The organism is Amycolatopsis sp. NPDC003861, assembly GCF_053605405.1.
The window spans coordinates 1-17,408 of the sequence record NZ_JBSGJD010000099.1 but is presented as its reverse complement, the minus strand read 5'-3'; the positions used below and the strand labels follow the sequence as shown (position 1 = coordinate 17,408).

General features: G+C 70.1%; 12 protein-coding genes. 7 read left to right on the top strand and 5 right to left on the bottom strand.

Going from position 1 to position 17,408, the window contains the following annotated elements; translation table 11 throughout:
* Positions 1 to 143 precede the first annotated feature (143 nt).
* Positions 144 to 1,259 (top strand): lytic polysaccharide monooxygenase, encoded by a 1,116-nt coding sequence (locus tag ACWEVN_RS24090; protein ID WP_452052758.1) that lies wholly within the window; start codon positions 144 to 146, stop codon positions 1,257 to 1,259.
* A 60-nt stretch (positions 1,260 to 1,319) separates the two neighbouring features.
* Here ACWEVN_RS24090 and ACWEVN_RS24085 read toward each other — a convergent pair whose 3' ends face one another.
* Positions 1,320 to 2,270: a LacI family DNA-binding transcriptional regulator gene (locus tag ACWEVN_RS24085; protein ID WP_452052757.1), complete on the bottom strand. Its 951-nt coding sequence runs from the start codon at positions 2,268 to 2,270 to the stop codon at positions 1,320 to 1,322.
* A 182-nt stretch (positions 2,271 to 2,452) separates the two neighbouring features.
* Here ACWEVN_RS24085 and ACWEVN_RS24080 point away from each other — a divergent pair, with 182 nt between their 5' ends.
* Both ACWEVN_RS24080 and ACWEVN_RS24075 read left to right on the top strand, forming a co-directional pair.
* Complete coding sequence (locus ACWEVN_RS24080) at positions 2,453 to 3,724, top strand: extracellular solute-binding protein (protein ID WP_452052756.1); 1,272 nt, start codon at positions 2,453 to 2,455, stop codon at positions 3,722 to 3,724.
* A 48-nt stretch (positions 3,725 to 3,772) separates the two neighbouring features.
* Entirely contained in the window at positions 3,773 to 4,300 is a 528-nt protein-coding gene (locus ACWEVN_RS24075; RefSeq protein WP_449687168.1) for an N-acetyltransferase family protein, read from the top strand.
* Positions 4,301 to 4,579: 279 nt separating this feature from the next.
* On the opposite strand, the gene ACWEVN_RS24070 is transcribed toward ACWEVN_RS24075, so the two are convergent.
* The 4 genes from ACWEVN_RS24070 to ACWEVN_RS24055 form a co-directional block, all read right to left on the bottom strand.
* Positions 4,580 to 6,403 (bottom strand): glycoside hydrolase family 6 protein, encoded by a 1,824-nt coding sequence (locus tag ACWEVN_RS24070; RefSeq protein WP_449687169.1) that lies wholly within the window; start codon positions 6,401 to 6,403, stop codon positions 4,580 to 4,582.
* Positions 6,404 to 6,435: 32 nt separating this feature from the next.
* Complete coding sequence (locus ACWEVN_RS24065) at positions 6,436 to 7,965, bottom strand: cellulase family glycosylhydrolase (protein WP_452052755.1); 1,530 nt, start codon at positions 7,963 to 7,965, stop codon at positions 6,436 to 6,438.
* Positions 7,966 to 7,975: 10 nt separating this feature from the next.
* Positions 7,976 to 10,894 carry a glycoside hydrolase family 48 protein gene (locus ACWEVN_RS24060; RefSeq protein WP_449687171.1) on the bottom strand — a complete coding sequence of 973 codons (2,919 nt, stop codon included), beginning with the start codon at positions 10,892 to 10,894 and terminating at the stop codon, positions 7,976 to 7,978.
* A gap of 555 nt (positions 10,895 to 11,449) precedes the next feature.
* Positions 11,450 to 12,445 carry a LacI family DNA-binding transcriptional regulator gene (locus tag ACWEVN_RS24055; RefSeq protein ID WP_310970612.1) on the bottom strand — a complete coding sequence of 332 codons (996 nt, stop codon included), beginning with the start codon at positions 12,443 to 12,445 and terminating at the stop codon, positions 11,450 to 11,452.
* 250 nt (positions 12,446 to 12,695) lie between these two features.
* Between ACWEVN_RS24055 and ACWEVN_RS24050 the strand changes: the two genes are divergently transcribed.
* Genes ACWEVN_RS24050 through ACWEVN_RS24035 form a run of 4 tightly spaced genes read left to right on the top strand, consistent with a single transcriptional unit; the run spans position 12,696 to position 17,272 of the window.
* On the top strand, positions 12,696 to 14,000 hold the full coding sequence (locus ACWEVN_RS24050) for an ABC transporter substrate-binding protein (protein ID WP_449687172.1): 1,305 nt from the start codon (positions 12,696 to 12,698) through the stop codon (positions 13,998 to 14,000).
* A 4-nt stretch (positions 14,001 to 14,004) separates the two neighbouring features.
* On the top strand, positions 14,005 to 15,000 hold the full coding sequence (locus tag ACWEVN_RS24045; RefSeq protein WP_449687173.1) for a carbohydrate ABC transporter permease: 996 nt from the start codon (positions 14,005 to 14,007) through the stop codon (positions 14,998 to 15,000).
* A complete protein-coding gene (locus tag ACWEVN_RS24040; RefSeq protein WP_310970569.1) occupies positions 14,997 to 15,863 on the top strand; it encodes a carbohydrate ABC transporter permease in 867 nt (288 codons plus the stop codon). Before ACWEVN_RS24045 ends, ACWEVN_RS24040 begins: the two co-directional genes overlap by 4 nt.
* Entirely contained in the window at positions 15,860 to 17,272 is a 1,413-nt protein-coding gene (locus tag ACWEVN_RS24035) for a GH1 family beta-glucosidase (protein ID WP_449687174.1), read from the top strand. The genes ACWEVN_RS24040 and ACWEVN_RS24035 overlap by 4 nt, the downstream gene beginning before the upstream one ends.
* Positions 17,273 to 17,408 lie beyond the last annotated feature (136 nt).

Here is a 17,408-nt window from a genome sequence, read left to right as displayed (position 1 = left end):
CCTGGTCGAGGAGCCTCCGTCAAGGTAGGCCAAGGCCCTTGCCCCGGCCATCGCGGGCTGTTCCGGAAGTGACCGCCGCCGCGTATCCTGACCTTGGAAGCGCTCCCAGTCTTCGACGCACGCAACCCAATGAAGGGACTGACGTGACCAGGAGACGAAGTACCATCCTCGCCGCCGTCACCGTGCTGCTGGCGAGCCTGACCGCCATCCTGCTCAGCACCGGCACGGCCGAGGCGCACGGCGCCATGATGAAACCGGGCAGCCGGACCTTCCTGTGCTGGCAGGACGGGCTCAGCTCGACCGGCGAGATCAAGCCCCAGAACCCGGCCTGCGCGGCCGCCGTCGGGGTCAGCGGGGCCAACTCGCTGTACAACTGGTTCGGCGTGCTGCGCTCGGACGGCGCCGGACGCACGCGCGGGTTCATCCCGGACGGGAAGCTGTGCTCCGGCGGGAACACGGGCTACGCGGGCTTCGACGGGGTCGGCAACTGGCCGCTGACCCACCTGACCGCCGGCGCCCAGTTCGACTTCTCGTACAACGCGTGGGCCGCCCACCCGGGCTGGTTCTACACCTACGTGACGAAGGACGGCTGGAACCCGAACCAGCCGCTCACCTGGGACTCGCTGGAGGACACGCCGTTCCTGACGGTGGACCACCCGCCGGTGACCGGCCAGGTCGGCACGGTGGAGGGCCAGTACAAGTGGAGCGGCGCCCTGCCGACGAACAAGTCCGGCCGGCACATCATCTACTCGGTGTGGAAGCGCTCGGACAGCGCGGAAACGTTCTACGGCTGCTCGGACGTCACCTTCGACGGCGGGCACGGCGAGGTCACCGGCGTGAAGGACCCGGGCACGGGCCCGACGACCACCACGCCCACGACCCCGACGACGCCCACCACGCCGACCACGCCGACGACCCCCACGACACCGACGACCACGACGACGTCGATGCCGCAGGGCTCGTGCATGGCGATGTACGAGATCACCAACACCTGGAGCGGCGGCTACCAGGCCACGGTGACGGTGATGAACCACAGCACGAGGGCGTACACGAGCTGGCAGGCGGGCTGGACACTGCCCGCGGGCCAGACCGTCGCCAGCGTGTGGAACGGCACGCTGAACCAGTCCGGTTCGGCGGTCACGGTCCGCAACGCCAACTGGAACGGCACCGTGGCGGCCGACGGCACGACCACGTTCGGCCTGGTCGTCAACACGACGGGAGGGAACGCGGCCCCGTCGCCGACGTGCCAGGGCACCTGAGCCGTCCGGAGTGGACGGACAGCCGGGAAGGCCGCTTCGGGAACGTCCCCGAAGCGGCCTTCACGCGTTCGCCGGACCGGTGCTCCCCCGCGTGATCAGCCGCGGCCGGGACGTCTGCACATCGCCGGTCCGCTCCCCCGCCAGCACGTCCCGCAGCACCGAAGCCGCCAGCGAGCCGAGCTCGGCCAGCGGCCGGCGGATCGCCGTCAGCGCCGGCCGGACCAGCCGGCACAACGGCGTGTCGTCCCACGACACCACCGAGAGGTCCCTCGGCACCGCGAGGCCGAGCTCCCGCGCGGCGGCGAGCGCGGCCACCGCGAGGTCGTCGGTGTCGCACAGCAGCGCAGTGGGCCGGGGGCGCTCCGCCAGCACGCGGCGGACCGCGTCGGCCGACGGTTCCGGGTGGACGGTCCCCGGGTGCGGCAGGCCCGTCGCCGCCGTGGTGAACGCCCTCCGGCGCGCCGCCGGGTCGGCGAACACCGCCGCGCCCGCGATCCGGACCACGTGCCGGTGGCCCAGGGCCGCGAGGTAGGCCAGCGCCTCCGCGGCCCCCGTCACGTCGTCCACGAGCACCGACGGCACGCCCGGCACCCCGCCCGGCCCGCCGAGCACCACCGCCGGCAGGCCGATCCGGACCAGCTCGGCCGCGCAGCCCGGCTCGGTGAGCAGCACGCCGTCGACCCTCCGCTCGGCGCGCCAGCGGCGGTAGATGGCCAGCGCGGCTTCGCGGCCGGGGGCCACCTGCAGCAGCAGCTCGCCCTCGAAGCCGTCGAGCAGGGCCGGGACGAACTCCTCCAGGGACCGGTCGAGCACCAGGCCGAGCGCCCCGGACCGGCCGCCGGACAGGGCCCGCGCGGTGCTGCTCGGCGCCCACCCGAGCTCCCGGGCGATCTCGGTGATCCGCCGCCGGGTGGCCTCCGAGACGCCGGGCCGGCCGTTCAGGGCGTAGGAGACCGCGCCCTTGGAGACGCCGGCCTCCCTCGCGATGTCGGTGATCGTCGGACGCTTCATCGCACCCTCTCTCCACCCCGGGACCCCGGGCACCACCTGCACCGGAGCCCGCGGTCCGTGTTCGCGCGGACACCCGCCGTCGCGCACCTTGACACCCGCGGCACCGGGAAACGAGACTCGCCCCGGGAGCGCTCCCAGCCAACGGGGGCATGGAGCGTGCCGTGGATGGGGAGTGCGCGCGCATGAGGCAGATCCGAAGATCGGCGGCCTTCGCCGCCGCCGTCGTCCTGCTCTTCCTGACCGGGGGCTGCGGACCGGCCACACCGGAGCGGATCACGCTCACCGTGGCGACCTTCGGCCAGTTCGGCTACGACGACCTGATCCCCGGCTACGAATTCACCCACCCCGGGCTCACCATCCGCCAGGTCCGGACCGAGCAGGGCGGACCGTACCACGAAGACCTGCTGAACAAGCTGCAGAAGAACCAGGAACTCGCCGACGTCCAGGCCGTCGAGGAGGGCCACCTCGCCGACGTGCTCGCCCACGCCGACAAGTTCGCCGACCTGGCCGAGGTCGGGCCGCCCGACGTCAAACCCGGCCGGTGGCTGGAGTGGAAGTACGAGGCGGGCCGCAGCAAGGACGGCAAGCTCGTCGGCTACGGCACGGACATCGGCCCGCTCGCCATGTGCTACCGCAAGGACCTGCTCGGAGCCGCCGGCCTGCCGACCGACCCGGGCTCGGTGAAGACGATGTTCGCCACCTGGGACAGCTACTTCAAGGCCGGCGAGAAGTACGTCAAGCGCTCGAAGGGCAAGCCGTGGTTCGACTCCGCGGCGCAGGTCTTCAACGCGAAGGTCAACCAGCTCCCGATCGGCTACCTCGACCGCGAGGACCACTCGACGCTGGAAACGAACACCGCGCTGCGGGACGCCTGGAACCAGGTGACGACCGCGGTGAAGCAGGGGCAGTCGGCCGGGCTCACCGCCTTCGCCGACGACGGCAACAACGGCCTGCGCACCGGCGCCTTCGCGACGAAGGTCTGTCCTTCGTGGATGCTCGGCGTCATCGAGCAGCAGGCCGGGGTCGGCAACGCGGGCAAGTGGGCGCTCACCGACGCCTTCCCCGACGGCGGCGGCAACTGGGGCGGGTCCTTCCTCACCGTGCCGGCCTCGAGCTCGCACCAGAAGGAAGCCGCCGCGCTCGCCGCCTGGCTGACCGCGCCGGAGCAGCAGCTGCACGCGTTCCGGGTGAGCGGGAACTTCCCCAGCCAGGTCGACGCCTTCACCTCGCCGGACCTGCTCAGCGAGATGAACGGCTACTTCGGCGCGACGCTGAGCGGCCAGATCTTCGTCGCCCAGGCCCGCAAGGTCGGCAAGCCGCAGTACAAGGGGCCGGGTGACGGCAAGATCCAGGAGACGGTGATCGCGCCGGCGCTCAAGGCGGTCGAGCAGGGCGCCGACCCCGCCGCCGTGTGGCAGCAGGTGCTCGTCGGGGTGCACCGGGTCGTTCCCTGACCGGAAACCCGCTCGCCGGAGGCCGCCGGGCCGGGCAGGCTGGGGACCGTGCTCACTCCCCTGCCCGAACCTTGGCGGCACCACACGATCCGGCACCCCGGCCCGGACGACCACCTCCCCGTGCTGGCCGTCCTCGACCGCTGGTGGGGCGGCCTCGGCGGCGAGGCGGGCTCCCGCCAGCGGGCGCTGCTGCTGCCGAAGCTGATGTTCCAGCACTTCACCGGCAGCAGCGTCCTGGTGACGGCGGACGAGCGGATCGTCGCGTTCCTGATCGGGTTCCTCTCGCCGTCGCGACCGGCCGAGAGCTACGTCCACTTCGTCGGAGTCGAGCCGGCCGAACGCGGCCGCGGCCTGGGCGCGGCGCTCTACGAGCGCTTCTTCGCCTACAGCGCCGCGCACGGGCGCTCGGTGGTCCGGGCGATCACGTCGCCGGAGAACAAGGGTTCGCACGCGTTCCACACCCGGATGGGGTTCGTCACCGAACCAGGGCCGAAGGAGTTCGAGGGGGTACCGGTCCAGCCCGACTACGACGGGCCGGGACTGGATCGGCTGAGCTTCCGCAAGGACCTCGGCTGAGCGGCCGAAGGGCAAGGCCGCGGGATCCGGCCCGGGGTCGCAGGAGGCCGCTGCGGACGCCGGGCCGGATCACGCTGTCCCGCCCGGCCGGTCAGGCGGCGCGGGCGGGACCGCGGCGAGCGGCCCGGCGGGACGGGCCGCTGCCACCGTGGTGGAGGCCGGACCGGGCGGCGGCTGCGCGGCACCGCCCGGTCCGGGGTCTTGACGAGCCCCGCTCCGGCCCGGCCGCCGCCCGGCTGCGTTTCCGCAGCCGCGCGGCAGCCGGCGTCCGGAGGAGTCTCACTGCACCGGCGGGTAGGCGTTCTGGACCAGTTCCTCGAACTGGGCTCCGAACCACTTGCCCGACAGCGGGGCGTTCGGCAGGGCACCGGTCAGGTTGCCGCCGTTGGCCTGCTGGGTGCCGTGGAAGGTCGGGTCGCACATCGGGTCCGCGCCCTTGCCTTCGTCGTTCGGGATCTGCTGGCTCGCGCCGTCGGACTCACCCGGCGGCTTGATCCAGACGTAGGCGTCGAAGTGCGCCTGCGGGGCCACCGTCGGCCGGACACCCAGGCCCGCACCGCTCTGGTTGCACCAGTTGCCGCGGTGCAGCCGCCGGTCGATCCGGCCCGAGTTCACGTAGGCGTCCACAGTGGATCCCGAAGCACCGCTCGGCCGCGCCGAGCCGCCCCAGCCGTTGCGGGAGGTGTCGACCAGCATGCCGATACCGCTCGGCAGGCCGGCCGCCACGAAGGCGTTGTACATCGCGGTGGCGAAGGGGACCTCCGCGAAGTACGGGTTCCACTGGTAGAACGTCGCCGACTTCAGCGCCTGGCCGCCCACGTTCAGGTTCGGGTCGGGCAGGTTCGGCTCGGTCAGCGGCGTGTAGTTCGCCGTGGAGCTGATGAAGCCGTCGATGCTGTTCACGCCGGCCGTGGTGCCCTGCAGGGTCTGCTTGACCAGGTTGACGAACGGCTGGAAGTTGCTGTCCCAGCCGAGCCACGCCGAGTGCGCGATGTCCAGGTAGTTGTAGACGTTGGAGATCGCGTGCAGCTTGTTCAGCGCGTACTGGATGCCCTGCGCGTACGCCCCGCTGGACTGCGCTTCCGCGCAGGTCGCCATCGAGGTGTTCGTGATCAGGTTCGGCAGCGAGTCCGGCTCGACGATCGCCACGATCCGCAGCGGCGCGTACTTCGCGTCGGACAGGATCGACGCGATCGGGTCGATGTACTCGCTCTTGTACCGGGCCAGCCCGTTCTGGGAGACCTTCAGCTCACCGTTGGACGCCAGCGCCGCGCAGTCGCGGTTGGGCAGGTCGTAGACGACGATCTGGATGGTCACCGGCGTGCCGCCGGACTGCTGGGCCAGCGCCGCGTCGAGGTGCCCGCGCAGGCCGCGCGCGCTCGACGTGCCCTCGATCGCCGCGATCCGGTCCAGCCAGACCGCGGTCGAGGTGTTGGCCACCTTGGCCATCTGGGCGCCGAGCGTGCCGCCCTTGGCCGCGGCCGCCGCGCTCACCTGGCTCGACCAGTCCGGGTTCACGTACCCCTTCGACCCGGAGTACGGGTTCTCCACGTGGGTCCCGGGCTGCGGCGTCGTGGTCACCGTCGTCGGGGTGGTGGGAGTGGTCGGGGTCGTCGGCGTGGTCGGGGTCGTCGGCGTGGTGGTCGGCGTCGTGGGTGTCGTGGTCGTCGGCGTGCCGTCGCAGTGGGCACCGTTGAGCGAGAACGACGTCGGGATGGCGTTGGTCCCCGAGTACGAGCCGTTGAAGCCGAAGCTGGCCGTGGCGTTCGAGCCCAGGTTGCCGCCCCACGACGGGTTCTTCGCGCTCACGTGCTTGCCGCTCTGGCTGAACGTGGCGCTCCAGCCCTGCTGCACCTGCTGGTTGCCGGCGAAGTCCCATTCGACGTTCCAGGACGAAACGGCGTCGCCCAGGTTGGTGACGGCGATGTTCGCGGTGAAGCCGGTGTCCCACTGGTTGACCGTGTAGGTGACCTTGCAGCCGGTGGCGGCGCCCGCCGGACTGCCCCCGGCCACCAGCAATCCGGCGGTCATCGCCGCCGCGGTCACCGAGGACGCCACGGCGAACCGTGACTTCCTCTTGGCGGACCAGAATTCACTCCTCATCGAGTGCGCTCCTTAATCGTTCCGTGGGTGGGTCAGGTGGTGCAGGCGGTCGCGCCGACGGCGAAGCCGCCCGGCGTGCCGGTCGAGGGGCCGGTGGCCTGGACGCCGATCGAGACCGACGCCCCGCCGGCCAGGTCGGGCGCCCAGGCGGGCGCCTGGGCGCTCGCCTGCTGCCCGGTCTGCGTGACGGTCGCGTTCCAGCCGCCGGTGAGCTGCGTGCCGGACGGCACGGTCCAGCCGAGCGCCCAGTTCTTCAGCGCCGAGCTGCCGGTGTTCTTCAGGGTCACGGTGGCGGTGAAGCCGCCCTGCCAGGTGTTGTCGACGTGGTAGGTGACCGCGCAGCTCGCCGCGGGCGGCGGGTCGGTCGTGCCGCCGCCCGAGCCCACCGGCGGGATCAGGTACGGCTGCAGGATCGCCTGCTTGGTCTGGTTGACCGTGGTCCAGTCGTCGTTGAGGATGCCGCCGGTGTCACCCGAGTTCGGGTTCCACGACCAGTAGGTGAAGCTCATCCCGGACGTGCCGGTGCCGGCGTACTTCATCAGTTCCTGCAGCCAGACCTTGTCGCGCGGGTCGGCGAGCGTGGAGCCGAACTCGCCGAGCAGCACCGGCGCGACGTTCTGCTTGTGCAGGTAGCCGAAGAAGTGGTCCCACAACGCGGGCAGGTTCGCCGGGAACGCCGGGTCGGAAAACCATTTCTGGGCGAACACCGAGGTCGCGTACTCGTGCGCCGAGTACACCAGCTTGTCCGGTTCGGACAGTCGCACCGGGAATTGCTTCGCCCCGGAGAGGTTGCCGCCCCACCAGCCGCACTGCGGGTCGCCGGTGCCGCTGACGCAGTCGACGCCTTCGACGACGATCAGCCAGTCCGGGTTGGCCGCGAGCACGGCGTTGCCGGCCCGTTCGGCGGCGAGCCGCCAGTCGGTCGCGGTGTCGCCGCAGCCCCAGCACGCTCCCCCGCCGCCCTGGATCGCGTGCGGTTCGTTGTGCAGGTCCGCCCCGATCACCGTGGGGTTGCCCCGGTAGTGCTGGGCCAGCATCGTCCAGTCGGAGATCCAGCGGCTTTCGGGGTACGCACCGGTGTACCAGAGCGGGGACTGCGCGCCGGAGTCCGGCCGGTGCCGGTCCAGGAGCACGCGCATGCCCTTGACACCCGCGTAGGCGACGATCCTGTCGAGCACCTGCAGGCCGGACAGGCCCTGCAGGTCCGGGTTCGCCACCTGGTCGATGCTGACCGGCTTCGAACCGCTGTCGAACAGCTGGTTCGAGTACGGCAGCCGCAGCGTGTTGTACCCGAGCCCGGCCATCTGGTCGAGCATGTCCTTGTAGTTGCGGCTCCACAGCCCGTGCGGCGAGTAGTTGGCCGTTTCGGCGCCGAACCAGTTGATCCCGGTCATCCGGACCGGCGCGCCGGTCGCGTCGACCAGCTGGGATCCGCTGGCGTGCCAGAACCCGGTACCGGTGCCGGCCGACGCCGTGGTCTGCGGGGCCGCGGTGGCCGGGGACGCCGTGAGAACGGCGCCCCCGACCAGTGCGGCGACCACCAGCGAGAGCAGTCGCTTCATCAAGTGCCTCTCAGCCGAACAGGGCGACGTGCGCGGCGAACGCCGTGGCGATCTCCGACTGCGCCCAGAACCGGTGGTAGGTGAACGTCGGCGCAGCCCCGCCGTCCAGGTAGGCCTGGACCTTCGGCCACTGCGGGTCGCTCTTGTAGAAGGACCGGATCGACAGGAACGTGGAGTTCGAGTTGATCGCGTCGCCGTTGGGCATCGTGCCGGTCCAGCCCGAGGGCACGTACAGCCCCTGGTCCGTGCCGGCGTTGTACTTGTCGTCGAACCGGTCGTAGTCCGACCGGGTCTCCGGCACCGCGATGCCCTTGCTGTCGGTGTTCGCCGACAGCGCGGTCAGCAGCTGCTCGCCGACCGTCTTGGCCTGGGCGTTGCTCGACCCGGACGCGTAGTAGAGCAGCGTCTTGGCGAGCGAGGCCGCGACCCCGACGTCCTGGCTGTAGTTCTTCACCGAGACGTGCAGGCTGTTGTTCGCACCCGGGCTGGTGGCGTTCCAGGTGTCCGGCGCGCCGCTCCAGGTCAGGTCGGACGGGATCTGGAAGCTGCCGCCGGCCCCGACCGTGGTGTTCGCGATCGCCCAGGGCACCCACTTGTCGAGGATCTTCTTCGCCCGGGCGTCGTTGGTCGCCTGGTAGTACTCGGCGATCCGTTCCATGCCCCAGGTCTGGAAGCCGAACCACTGGTTGCTCGGCGGGTCGTGCCAGACCGGCTGCCAGTCGTAGTACATCCCGTAGAAGGTCGGCGTGCCCGCGGGCGGGGTGCCGTACTGGCCGTCCCAGCTGTTGGTCGCGCCGCCGGCGAGGCCGCCTTCGGACGACTGCAGCCACTGCAGGAACTCCATCTGCCGGTTGAGGCTGGTCGCCCAGTCGGTGGCACCGGTCGACGAAGTGACCTTCAGACCCGCATCGGCGGACAACGCGTATGCGGCCAGGGGGTTCTGGTAACCCTGGTGCGCCGCACCGTCGCCGATCCGCCACGCCCAGGAGCTGGCCGTGTCGGCCGAGCCGCCCCACGCGTAGTACCACGAGATCAGGTAGTGCTCGCTCTCCTTGCCGGTCCCGGCCGGGCAGGCCGTGGCGCCGACGCAGTTGCCGATCTTCTTGTAGTACTTGTCGAACAGCGAGTACCGCAGGTAGTCGCCCATCTTCGAGGCCTTCTTCAGCACGGCCGCGACATCGGCGCTCTTGCCCTGGGCCTGGGCCCACTTCTCGGCCTGGAAGGCCACCTGCACCACGCGGGCGTCCGCGTCGGGGGCGTCGGTGTACTTCCACTGCTTGGCGTAGGAGGAGTCGCCGGTGAACAGGTCGAGGTACCCGTTCTTGCCGCCGAACTTCAGCAGGTCGCAGCTGGGCTGCGTGACCGTCTCCCACACCGATTCCTGCGAGCCGCGCTGGAAGGTGTTGATGAACGCCGGCGCGGTGTTGGTGCCGTCCTCGCAGTGGCCGAACTTGTAGATGTTGTCCACGTCGAGCAGCCAGTGCATGCCGTAGACGTCCGGCGAGCCGTAGGCCGCCTTCAGCTCCGCCGCGATCGGGTCGGCCCCGACCGAGACGTTCGACTGCAACTGGGAGGGGTAGTTCTTCGGGCTCGGGTATTCCGCCGCGTAGGTGGCCGGCTTGCTGGCGTTGTAGCCGGAGTTGCCCGGCTGGTCGGCCGCCGACGGGATCGCGTACGTCTCGATCGACGTCCACGCCTGGTTGAACGGAGCCCAGTCACCGGTCACCCGGCCGTAGGACGCCTCCAGCCAGAGGTAGTAGCTGAACGCCTCCGACGTCGTCTCGTGCCCGTGGTCCGGTGCCTCGACGATCAGCGTCTCGATCGAGTGGTAGGGCACCAGGATGTTGCCGAACTTGCGGAAGTAGCCGTTGTTCGGGTCCTTGATCTTGTTGTACTGCGTCAGGAACGCGAGCTGGTAGTCCGAAGTGGACGACGAGATCTCGTTGACCGCCACCGTGGCCGCGGTGTAGCCGCTGCTGCTCGCGGTGAAGGTCGCGCTCCCGAGCGCTCCCCCGTTGTCGGCGCTGGTGACCGTGACGTTCTGCGGCACGTTCCAGTTCGCCGTCGTGAACGTCAGGCTCGTCGGCGCGGCCGTGAGGTCGGTGCTCCCGGCCGTGCGCGCGACGGCGACGGTGACCGGGGCCGTCGGGGCACCGGCGAGGGAGACCGCGAAGGTCGTCGTGCCACCCTGCTTGACCTGCGCGGTCGCCGGGGCGGCGACGATCGTCGGCCCGGAGAGGACTTTCACGCTGACCGGGCTCGACGTCGTCGACGCGCCCTTGTTGTCGTAGGCCTTGGCACTGATCGAGTACGTCCCGGCCGGGACGTTGCCCCAGCTGCCTTCGAACGGCGCGGCCGTGTCCGTGGCCAGCAGCGTGTCACCGGCGTAGAACTCGACCTTGCTCACCGTGCCGTCGCTGTCGGCGGCCGTCGCGGCCAGCGGGATCGTCGCCGGGGCGTAGTACGAGCCGGTTGAACTCGGCGAGGTCAGGGTGACCGTCGGCGCCTTGTTGGCGCCGGTGCACGCGGTGCCGTTCACCGAGAAGTCGGTGGGCGGCCGGTTGGCCGAGCCCTTCGAGCCGTTGAACCCGAACGACGTGCTCGCGCCCGTGTCGAGGTGGCCGTTGTAGGACATGTTCGTCGCGGTGACCGCGGCTCCCGACTGGGCGAACGTCGCGCTCCAGCCCTGCTGGACCTTCTGGCCGTCGAGGAACGTCCAGCCGACCTTCCAGCTGTCGAACGGAGCTCCGTCGTTGCGCAGCGAGACGTTCGCGGTGAACCCGGTGTCCCAGTCGTTGGTGGTGTAGGTGACGGAACAGGCGATGTCGGCGCCGAGCGCCGGTGGTGGGGCGACCACCGCACCCGTGACCGCCAGCACGGCCGAAGCCAGTGCCAGCGCCCGGGCGCGCTTTCGAGGGGAGGAACGCATGGCTGCGGAACTCCTTTGTCCGTAGGGAGCCAGCGATCTGGGAGCGCTTCCAGGCGCAGACGGTAGCCAGCCGGAAACCTGGATGTAAAGAATCGAGTCAGAAGGACACCGCGGCGCCGAGTGTCACACCTACGCGCCCGGCGAACGCCGGCTCACTGAACGCTCCTGAACAGCCGACCCCGTTAGTCGCCCCGTCACCCGTTCAGCCCAGTCTAGTTGTTACGTTGGGTGCTCAGGAAACGCTGTTTAGCGCCAAAGGCGTACATCTCGGGCCGGAACGTTCCCACCCATCGAGGCACGGACACTGTGTCGGCTCCACAATCACGCGTGTCGACCCGTGAAACACGCGTGTCGACCCTCCAGGCCCGCGAACCGGCCTCCGGGGTACGCCGGCCGACCCTCCGGATACGCCATCCGACGCTCCGGGTACGCCGGTTCGGCCTCCGGCAGGGGACGCCGAGGGTCGGCATGCGCGCGCGAAGGGTCGACACGCGTGAGTGGAAGGTCGACGCGCGTGATTGAGCGGTCGACACGCGTACTCAGGTGGACGAAACGTCAGCTCGAGGCGCGGACCGCCAGGGAGACCGGGAGGATGTGCTGGCGCGGCTTGAGGTTCTGGTCGTCGAGCAGCCGCATCAGGGTCTCGACCATGGCGTGGACCTGCTCGCGGGGGTCCTGGTGGACCGACGTCAGGGGCGGGTCCATCGCCGGGGCGAGGGTGGCGTTGTCGTCGAAGCTGACCACCGCGACGTCGTCCGGGATGCGGCGGCCGGCCGCGCCCAGCGTGCGGAACGCGCCCACTGCCATCATGTCGCTGGCGACGAAGACCGCGTCGAGGTCGGGGTGACGGGTCAGCAGGGCCGACATCGCGTTCGCTCCGCCCGAAAGGGTGAAGTCGGCCTCTTCGGCCAGGTCGGCGGGGTCGAGCCCGGCGTCGAGCAGCGTCTTGCGCCAGCCCGCGAGCCGGTCGATCGGTGCGCTCTGGTCCTGGGGGCCGGCGATCGTGGCGATCCGCCGCCGCCCGGCCGCGACCAGGTGCTCGACCGCCAGCCGGGCGCCGCCCTCGTTGTCGAAGTCGACGACGTGGACGCCGCGGCGGATGCCGGCCGCCTGGCCGCCGAACACCACCGGGATGCGCAGCAGCCGCAGCGCCTTGGGCAGCGGGTCGGCCCGGTGCGGCGCGAACACGAGCGCGCCGTCGACGTGGCCGCCCTCGAGGAACCGGACCGTCCGGCTCAGGTCCTCGCGGATGTCGCTGAAGATCAGCACCATCTGGCGGCCGACGTCGGCGAGCTCCCGGTAGCCGGCCCGCATGACGGCCGCGCGGTAGGGGTCGTCGAGCAGCCGGGACTCCGGCTCCGACAGCACCACCGCGATCGCCCCGGTGCGGCGCGTGACCAGCGACCGCGCCGCCTGGTTCGGGGAATAGCCCAGGTCACGGGCCGCGGCCAGGACCTTCTCCCGCGCCGCCGCGCTGACGTACGCGTCGTCGTTCAACGCCCGGGACGCCGTCGACCGCGACACACCGGCGAACGCCGCGACGTCCTCCAGTGTCGGCCGTTCTTCATCCCCTGCTCGAGGCCCCACGGCACCGCCCTCGCTCACCCTCTGCAACTCTGACCGCCTCAGCTTAACGTTCACGCCTCCGCGCGTCCGGGAGCGCTCCTCGCAGGAAACGCTCCGGTTACGACCTCTTGACACCGGTGAACGCCCCCAGCAGACTCTGCCACACCTGGGAGCGCTCCCAGATCGGCTCCCAGCAGTGAGAGCGCTCATTCCCGTCAACAAGGTGGTTGGACACGTGAGAACGATCCGGAACGGCCTGGTCCTGGCACTGGGCATCACGATGACGGCGCTCGGCGCCTCGGCCTGCAGCGGGGGCGGTGAGCAGACCCCACCGGCGGCGGCGAACCCGAATGAGCACGTCGACCTGACGCTGGCGACGTTCACCGAGTTCGGCTACGAGGCCCTCATCCCGGAATACGAGCGACTGCACCCCAACATCAAGATCACCCACCGCAAGACCGGCCAGGGTGGCCCCTACCACGAGGAACTCGTCACGAAGCTGGCCGCGGGCTCCGGCCTCGCCGACGTGACGGCGCTCGAAGAGGGCCACCTGTCGGACTTCCTCGACAAGGGTTCGAAGTTCAACGACCTGAGCAAGATCGGCCCGGCCGACGCCTCCCCGGACCGCTGGCTGCCCTGGAAGTACGACGCCGCCAAGACCAAGGACGGCAAGCTCATCGGCTACGGCACCGACATCGGCCCGCTCGCCATGTGCTACCGCAAGGACATGTTCAAGGCCGCCGGCCTGCCGGACGACCCCGAAGCGGTCAAGCCGCTGTTCGCCACCTGGGACAGCTACTTCGCCGCCGGCGCGGACTTCGTGAAGAAGAGCAACGGCAAGGCCTGGTTCGACTCGGCCGCGCAGAACTTCAACGCGATGGTGAACCAGCTGCCCGAGGGCTACATCAACAAGGACGACAAGCTGGCCGTCGAGAACAACCAGGGCATCAAGGACGCCTGGGCCAAGGTCACCGACGCGGTCGCCAAGGGCGAGTCGGCCAAGCTCACCGCGTTCAGCAACGAGTGGAACACCGGCTTCAAGCAGGGCGCGTTCGCCACGAAGGTGTGCCCGGCGTGGATGCTCGGCGTGATCAAGGAGCAGGCCGGCCCCGAGAACGCCGGCAAGTGGGCGGTCACCGCGGCCTTCCCCGGCGGCGGCGGCAACTGGGGCGGTTCGTACCTGACCGTGCCGACGCAGTCGAAGCACCCGAAGGAGGCCGCCGAGCTCGCGGCCTGGCTGACCGCGCCGGAGCAGCAGATCAAGGCGTTCCAGGCCAAGGGCACCTTCCCGAGCCAGGTCAAGGCGCTGACCGACCCCGCGCTGCTGAGCTACACCAACGACTACTTCGGCGACACGAAGGTCGGTGCGCTGTTCGCCGAGCAGGCCAAGAAGGTGCAGAAGCCGCAGTACAAGGGCCCCGGTGACGGCCAGATCCAGGAGAACGCCTCCAGCCCGGCCCTGCAGGCGGTCGAGCAGGGCAAGTCGGCGACGGACGGCTGGAACCAGATGGTCGAAGCCGCGAAGAAGATCACGCGCTGAACCGATGACCGTCCTCGACAAGGTCGCGCCAGAAGGGAGTAAGGCCGGGGAGCGAGTGTCTCCCCGGCCCACCTTCCGTCACCGGTTGAGCCGGTGGGACGTCAAGGTCTCGCCGTACCTCTACATCGCGCCGTTCTTCATCCTCTTCGGGATCGTCGGGCTGTTCCCGCTGCTCTACACCGCGTACGTCTCGCTGTTCAAGTGGGAAGCCGGGACCGACGCCCCCGACTTCATCGGCCTCGACAACTTCAAGGAGCTCTTCGCCGACGCGCAGTTCTGGAACGCGCTGACGAACACGGTCAGCATCTTCCTGCTCTCCAGCGTCCCCCAGCTGATCATCGCGGTGCTCCTGGCGGCGTTGCTCGGGTCGCGGCTGCGCGGTGCGACCGGCTGGCGGGTCGGCATCCTGCTGCCGTACGCGGCCAGCCTCGTCGCCATCGGCATCATCTTCGCCAACCTCTTCGGCCCGAAGTACGGGCTGATCAACGGCGTGCTGCAGACCATCGGGCTGGACCCGGTCGACTGGCAGGCCAACCGCTTCGGCAGCCACGTCGCGATCGCGATCATGGTCAACTGGCGCTGGACCGGCTACAACGCCCTGATCGTGCTGGCGGCCATGCAGGCCATCCCCAAGGAACTCCACGAGGCGGCGGTGATCGACGGCGCCGGCACCTGGCGGCGCTTCTGGAACGTCACCCTGCCGCTGCTCAAGCCGACGCTGATCTTCATCACCATCACCTCGACGATCGGCGGCCTGCAGATCTTCACCGAGCCGAAACTGTTCGACGCCATGCCCGGGTCGAACAACGGCGGCTCCACCAACCAGTTCCAGACCGTGACGCTCTACCTCTACCAGACGGCGTTCCAGAACGCCGACCTCGGCTACGCCTCGGCGATCGCCTGGGTGCTGTTCCTGATCATCGTGCTCATCGCGCTGGCGAACTACTTCCTCACCAGCCGGATCGCCAGCACCCCGGCGGTGAAGGTGAAGAAGAAATGACAACACTCCAGAGCCGGCCGACCGGAGTGCGGCAGAAGGTCGCCACCCTCGGCAAGCCCCGCAAGGCGACCTACGTCGTGCTGGCGATCTTCGTGCTCGGTTCGCTGTTCCCGTTCTACTGGTCGTTCCTCGTGGCCAGCCGCGACAACGGGATGCTCACCGAGCGCATCCCGCCGTTCGTGCCCGGCGGCAACTTCTTCGCCAACGCGGCCCGGGTGTTCGACACCGTGCCGTTCTGGAAGGCGCTGGCCAACAGCGTCATCGTGTCCGGCACGGTGACGCTGACGACGGTGCTGTTCTCCTCGCTGGCCGGGTTCGCCTTCGCGAAACTGCGGTTCCGCGGTGCGAACAAGCTGTTCGTGTTCATCGTCGTCACGCTCGCGGTGCCCACCCAGCTGGGCATCATCCCGCTGTTCATCGCGATGTCCGAGCTGGGCTGGACCGGGAGCCTCACGGCGGTGATCGTGCCCAACCTGGTCACCGCGTTCGGCGTGTTCTGGATGCGCCAGTACACAGTGGACGCTCTGCCGTACGAGCTCATCGAGGCCGCGCGCGTCGACGGCTGCAGCATGATCCGGATCTTCTGGAACGTCTGCATGCCCGCGGTGCGCCCGGCCGCGGCGATCCTCGCGATGTTCACGTTCATGATGTCCTGGAACGACTTCCTGTGGCCGCTCGTCGTGCTGGACGCCGGCAACCCCACCGTCCAGGTGGCCCTGGAAAAGCTGCAGAGCGGCTACTACGTCGACTACTCGCTCGTACTGGCGGGCACGACCCTGGCCACCATCCCGATCCTCATCGTCTTCGTCCTCCTCGGCCGCCAGATCGTGGCCGGGATCATGCAAGGTGCCGTGAAAGGGTGAACATGTCCGTACATCCCGACAGCGTTCGGGCGGAGACCGCGTTGATGTTCCCGCCTGGCTTCGTCTGGGGCGCCGCCACCGCGGCGTTCCAGGTGGAAGGAGCCACGACGGCCGACGGGCGCACCGACTCGGTCTGGGACGTCTTCGCCCGCCGCCCGGGTGCGGTCCGGGGCGGCGACAACGGCGAACCGGCGGCCGACCACTACCGGCGGTACTCCGAAGACGTCGGGCTGATGCGCCGGCTCAACCTCGGTGCCTACCGCTTCTCGCTGGCCTGGCCGCGGGTGCGGCCGGACGGCGGCGAGGTGAACACCGCCGGGCTCTCCTTCTACGACCGGCTGGTCGACTGCCTGCTCGAGTCCGGGATCCAGCCGTGGGCGACGCTGTACCACTGGGACCTGCCGCAGGCGCTGGAGGAACAGGGCGGCTGGACCAACCGGGACACCGCCTACCGGTTCGCCGAGTACGCCGAGACCGTGCTGGCGCGGCTGGGCGACCGCGTCGCCAGCTGGTCGACGCTCAACGAGCCGTGGTGCGCGGCGATGCTCGGCTACGCGGGCGGCATCCACGCGCCCGGCCGCACCGACCACCCGGCGGCCGTGGCCGCCACGCACCACCTGCTGCTGGGCCACGGCCTGGCGATGGACATCATCCGGCAGCACGCCCCGGGCACCCCGGCCGGCATCACGCTGAACCTGTACCCGGTCGCCCCGCACGACCCGGCGAACGTCTCCGACGTCTCCGCGGCCCGGCGGATCGACGGCCTGCAGAACCGGCTGTTCCTCGACCCGGTGCTGCGCGGCGGGTACCCGGACGACCTGGTCGCCGACCTCGAGCCGTTCGGGCTGGGCTCGGTCGTGCGCGACGACGACCCCGCGGTCATCGCCGCGCACGTCGACTGGCTGGGCGTGAACTACTACCGCGACTACCGCGTCGCGGGCCGTCCGGTGCCGGGCAGCGAGCCGGCGGGCCCGGAGTGGGTCGGCGCGGCCGACGTGCACTTCGTCCCGGACCCGGCGGCACCCCGCACCGACTCCGGCTGGGAGGTCCAGCCGGCCGGGCTGACCGAGTCCCTGCTGCAGGTGCACCGCGGCTACCGGTCGGTGCCGCTGTACATCACGGAGAACGGCGCGGCCTACCCCGACGTCGTCTCCGACGGCGGTGACATCGTCGACACCGACCGCGTCGCGTTCCTCGACTCCCACCTGCGCGCCTGTCACGACGCGATTCAGGCGGGCGTCGACCTGCGCGGGTACTTCTACTGGTCGCTGCTCGACAACTTCGAGTGGGCCGAGGGGTACGCGAAGCGCTTCGGCCTGGTGCACGTCGACTACGCGACGCAGCGGCGGACACCGAAGCAGAGCGCCCACTGGTACTCCCGGGTGATCGGCCTCAACGGGCTCGGCTGAGTCCCCAGCGCCCCAATGTGGCGTTCGGTGCGTTGGACGCACCCAACGCCACATTGGGGCGCTTGAGGCGGGGCGTGCAATCCGGGGCGTCACCATCGACCGCAAGGTGACGTCCCAGCCGTGCACCGACTACCTG

Coding starts and splice junctions, on each gene's coding strand:
- ACWEVN_RS24070 (WP_449687169.1), bottom strand. CDS start 6,403: ATGAGGAGTGAATTCTGGTCCGCCAAGAGGAAGTCACGGTTCGCCGTG.
- ACWEVN_RS24085 (WP_452052757.1), bottom strand. CDS start 2,270: ATGAAGCGTCCGACGATCACCGACATCGCGAGGGAGGCCGGCGTCTCC.
- ACWEVN_RS24060 (WP_449687171.1), bottom strand. CDS start 10,894: ATGCGTTCCTCCCCTCGAAAGCGCGCCCGGGCGCTGGCACTGGCTTCG.
- ACWEVN_RS24080 (WP_452052756.1), top strand. CDS start 2,453: ATGAGGCAGATCCGAAGATCGGCGGCCTTCGCCGCCGCCGTCGTCCTG.
- ACWEVN_RS24065 (WP_452052755.1), bottom strand. CDS start 7,965: ATGAAGCGACTGCTCTCGCTGGTGGTCGCCGCACTGGTCGGGGGCGCC.
- ACWEVN_RS24040 (WP_310970569.1), top strand. CDS start 14,997: ATGACAACACTCCAGAGCCGGCCGACCGGAGTGCGGCAGAAGGTCGCC.
- ACWEVN_RS24045 (WP_449687173.1), top strand. CDS start 14,005: ATGACCGTCCTCGACAAGGTCGCGCCAGAAGGGAGTAAGGCCGGGGAG.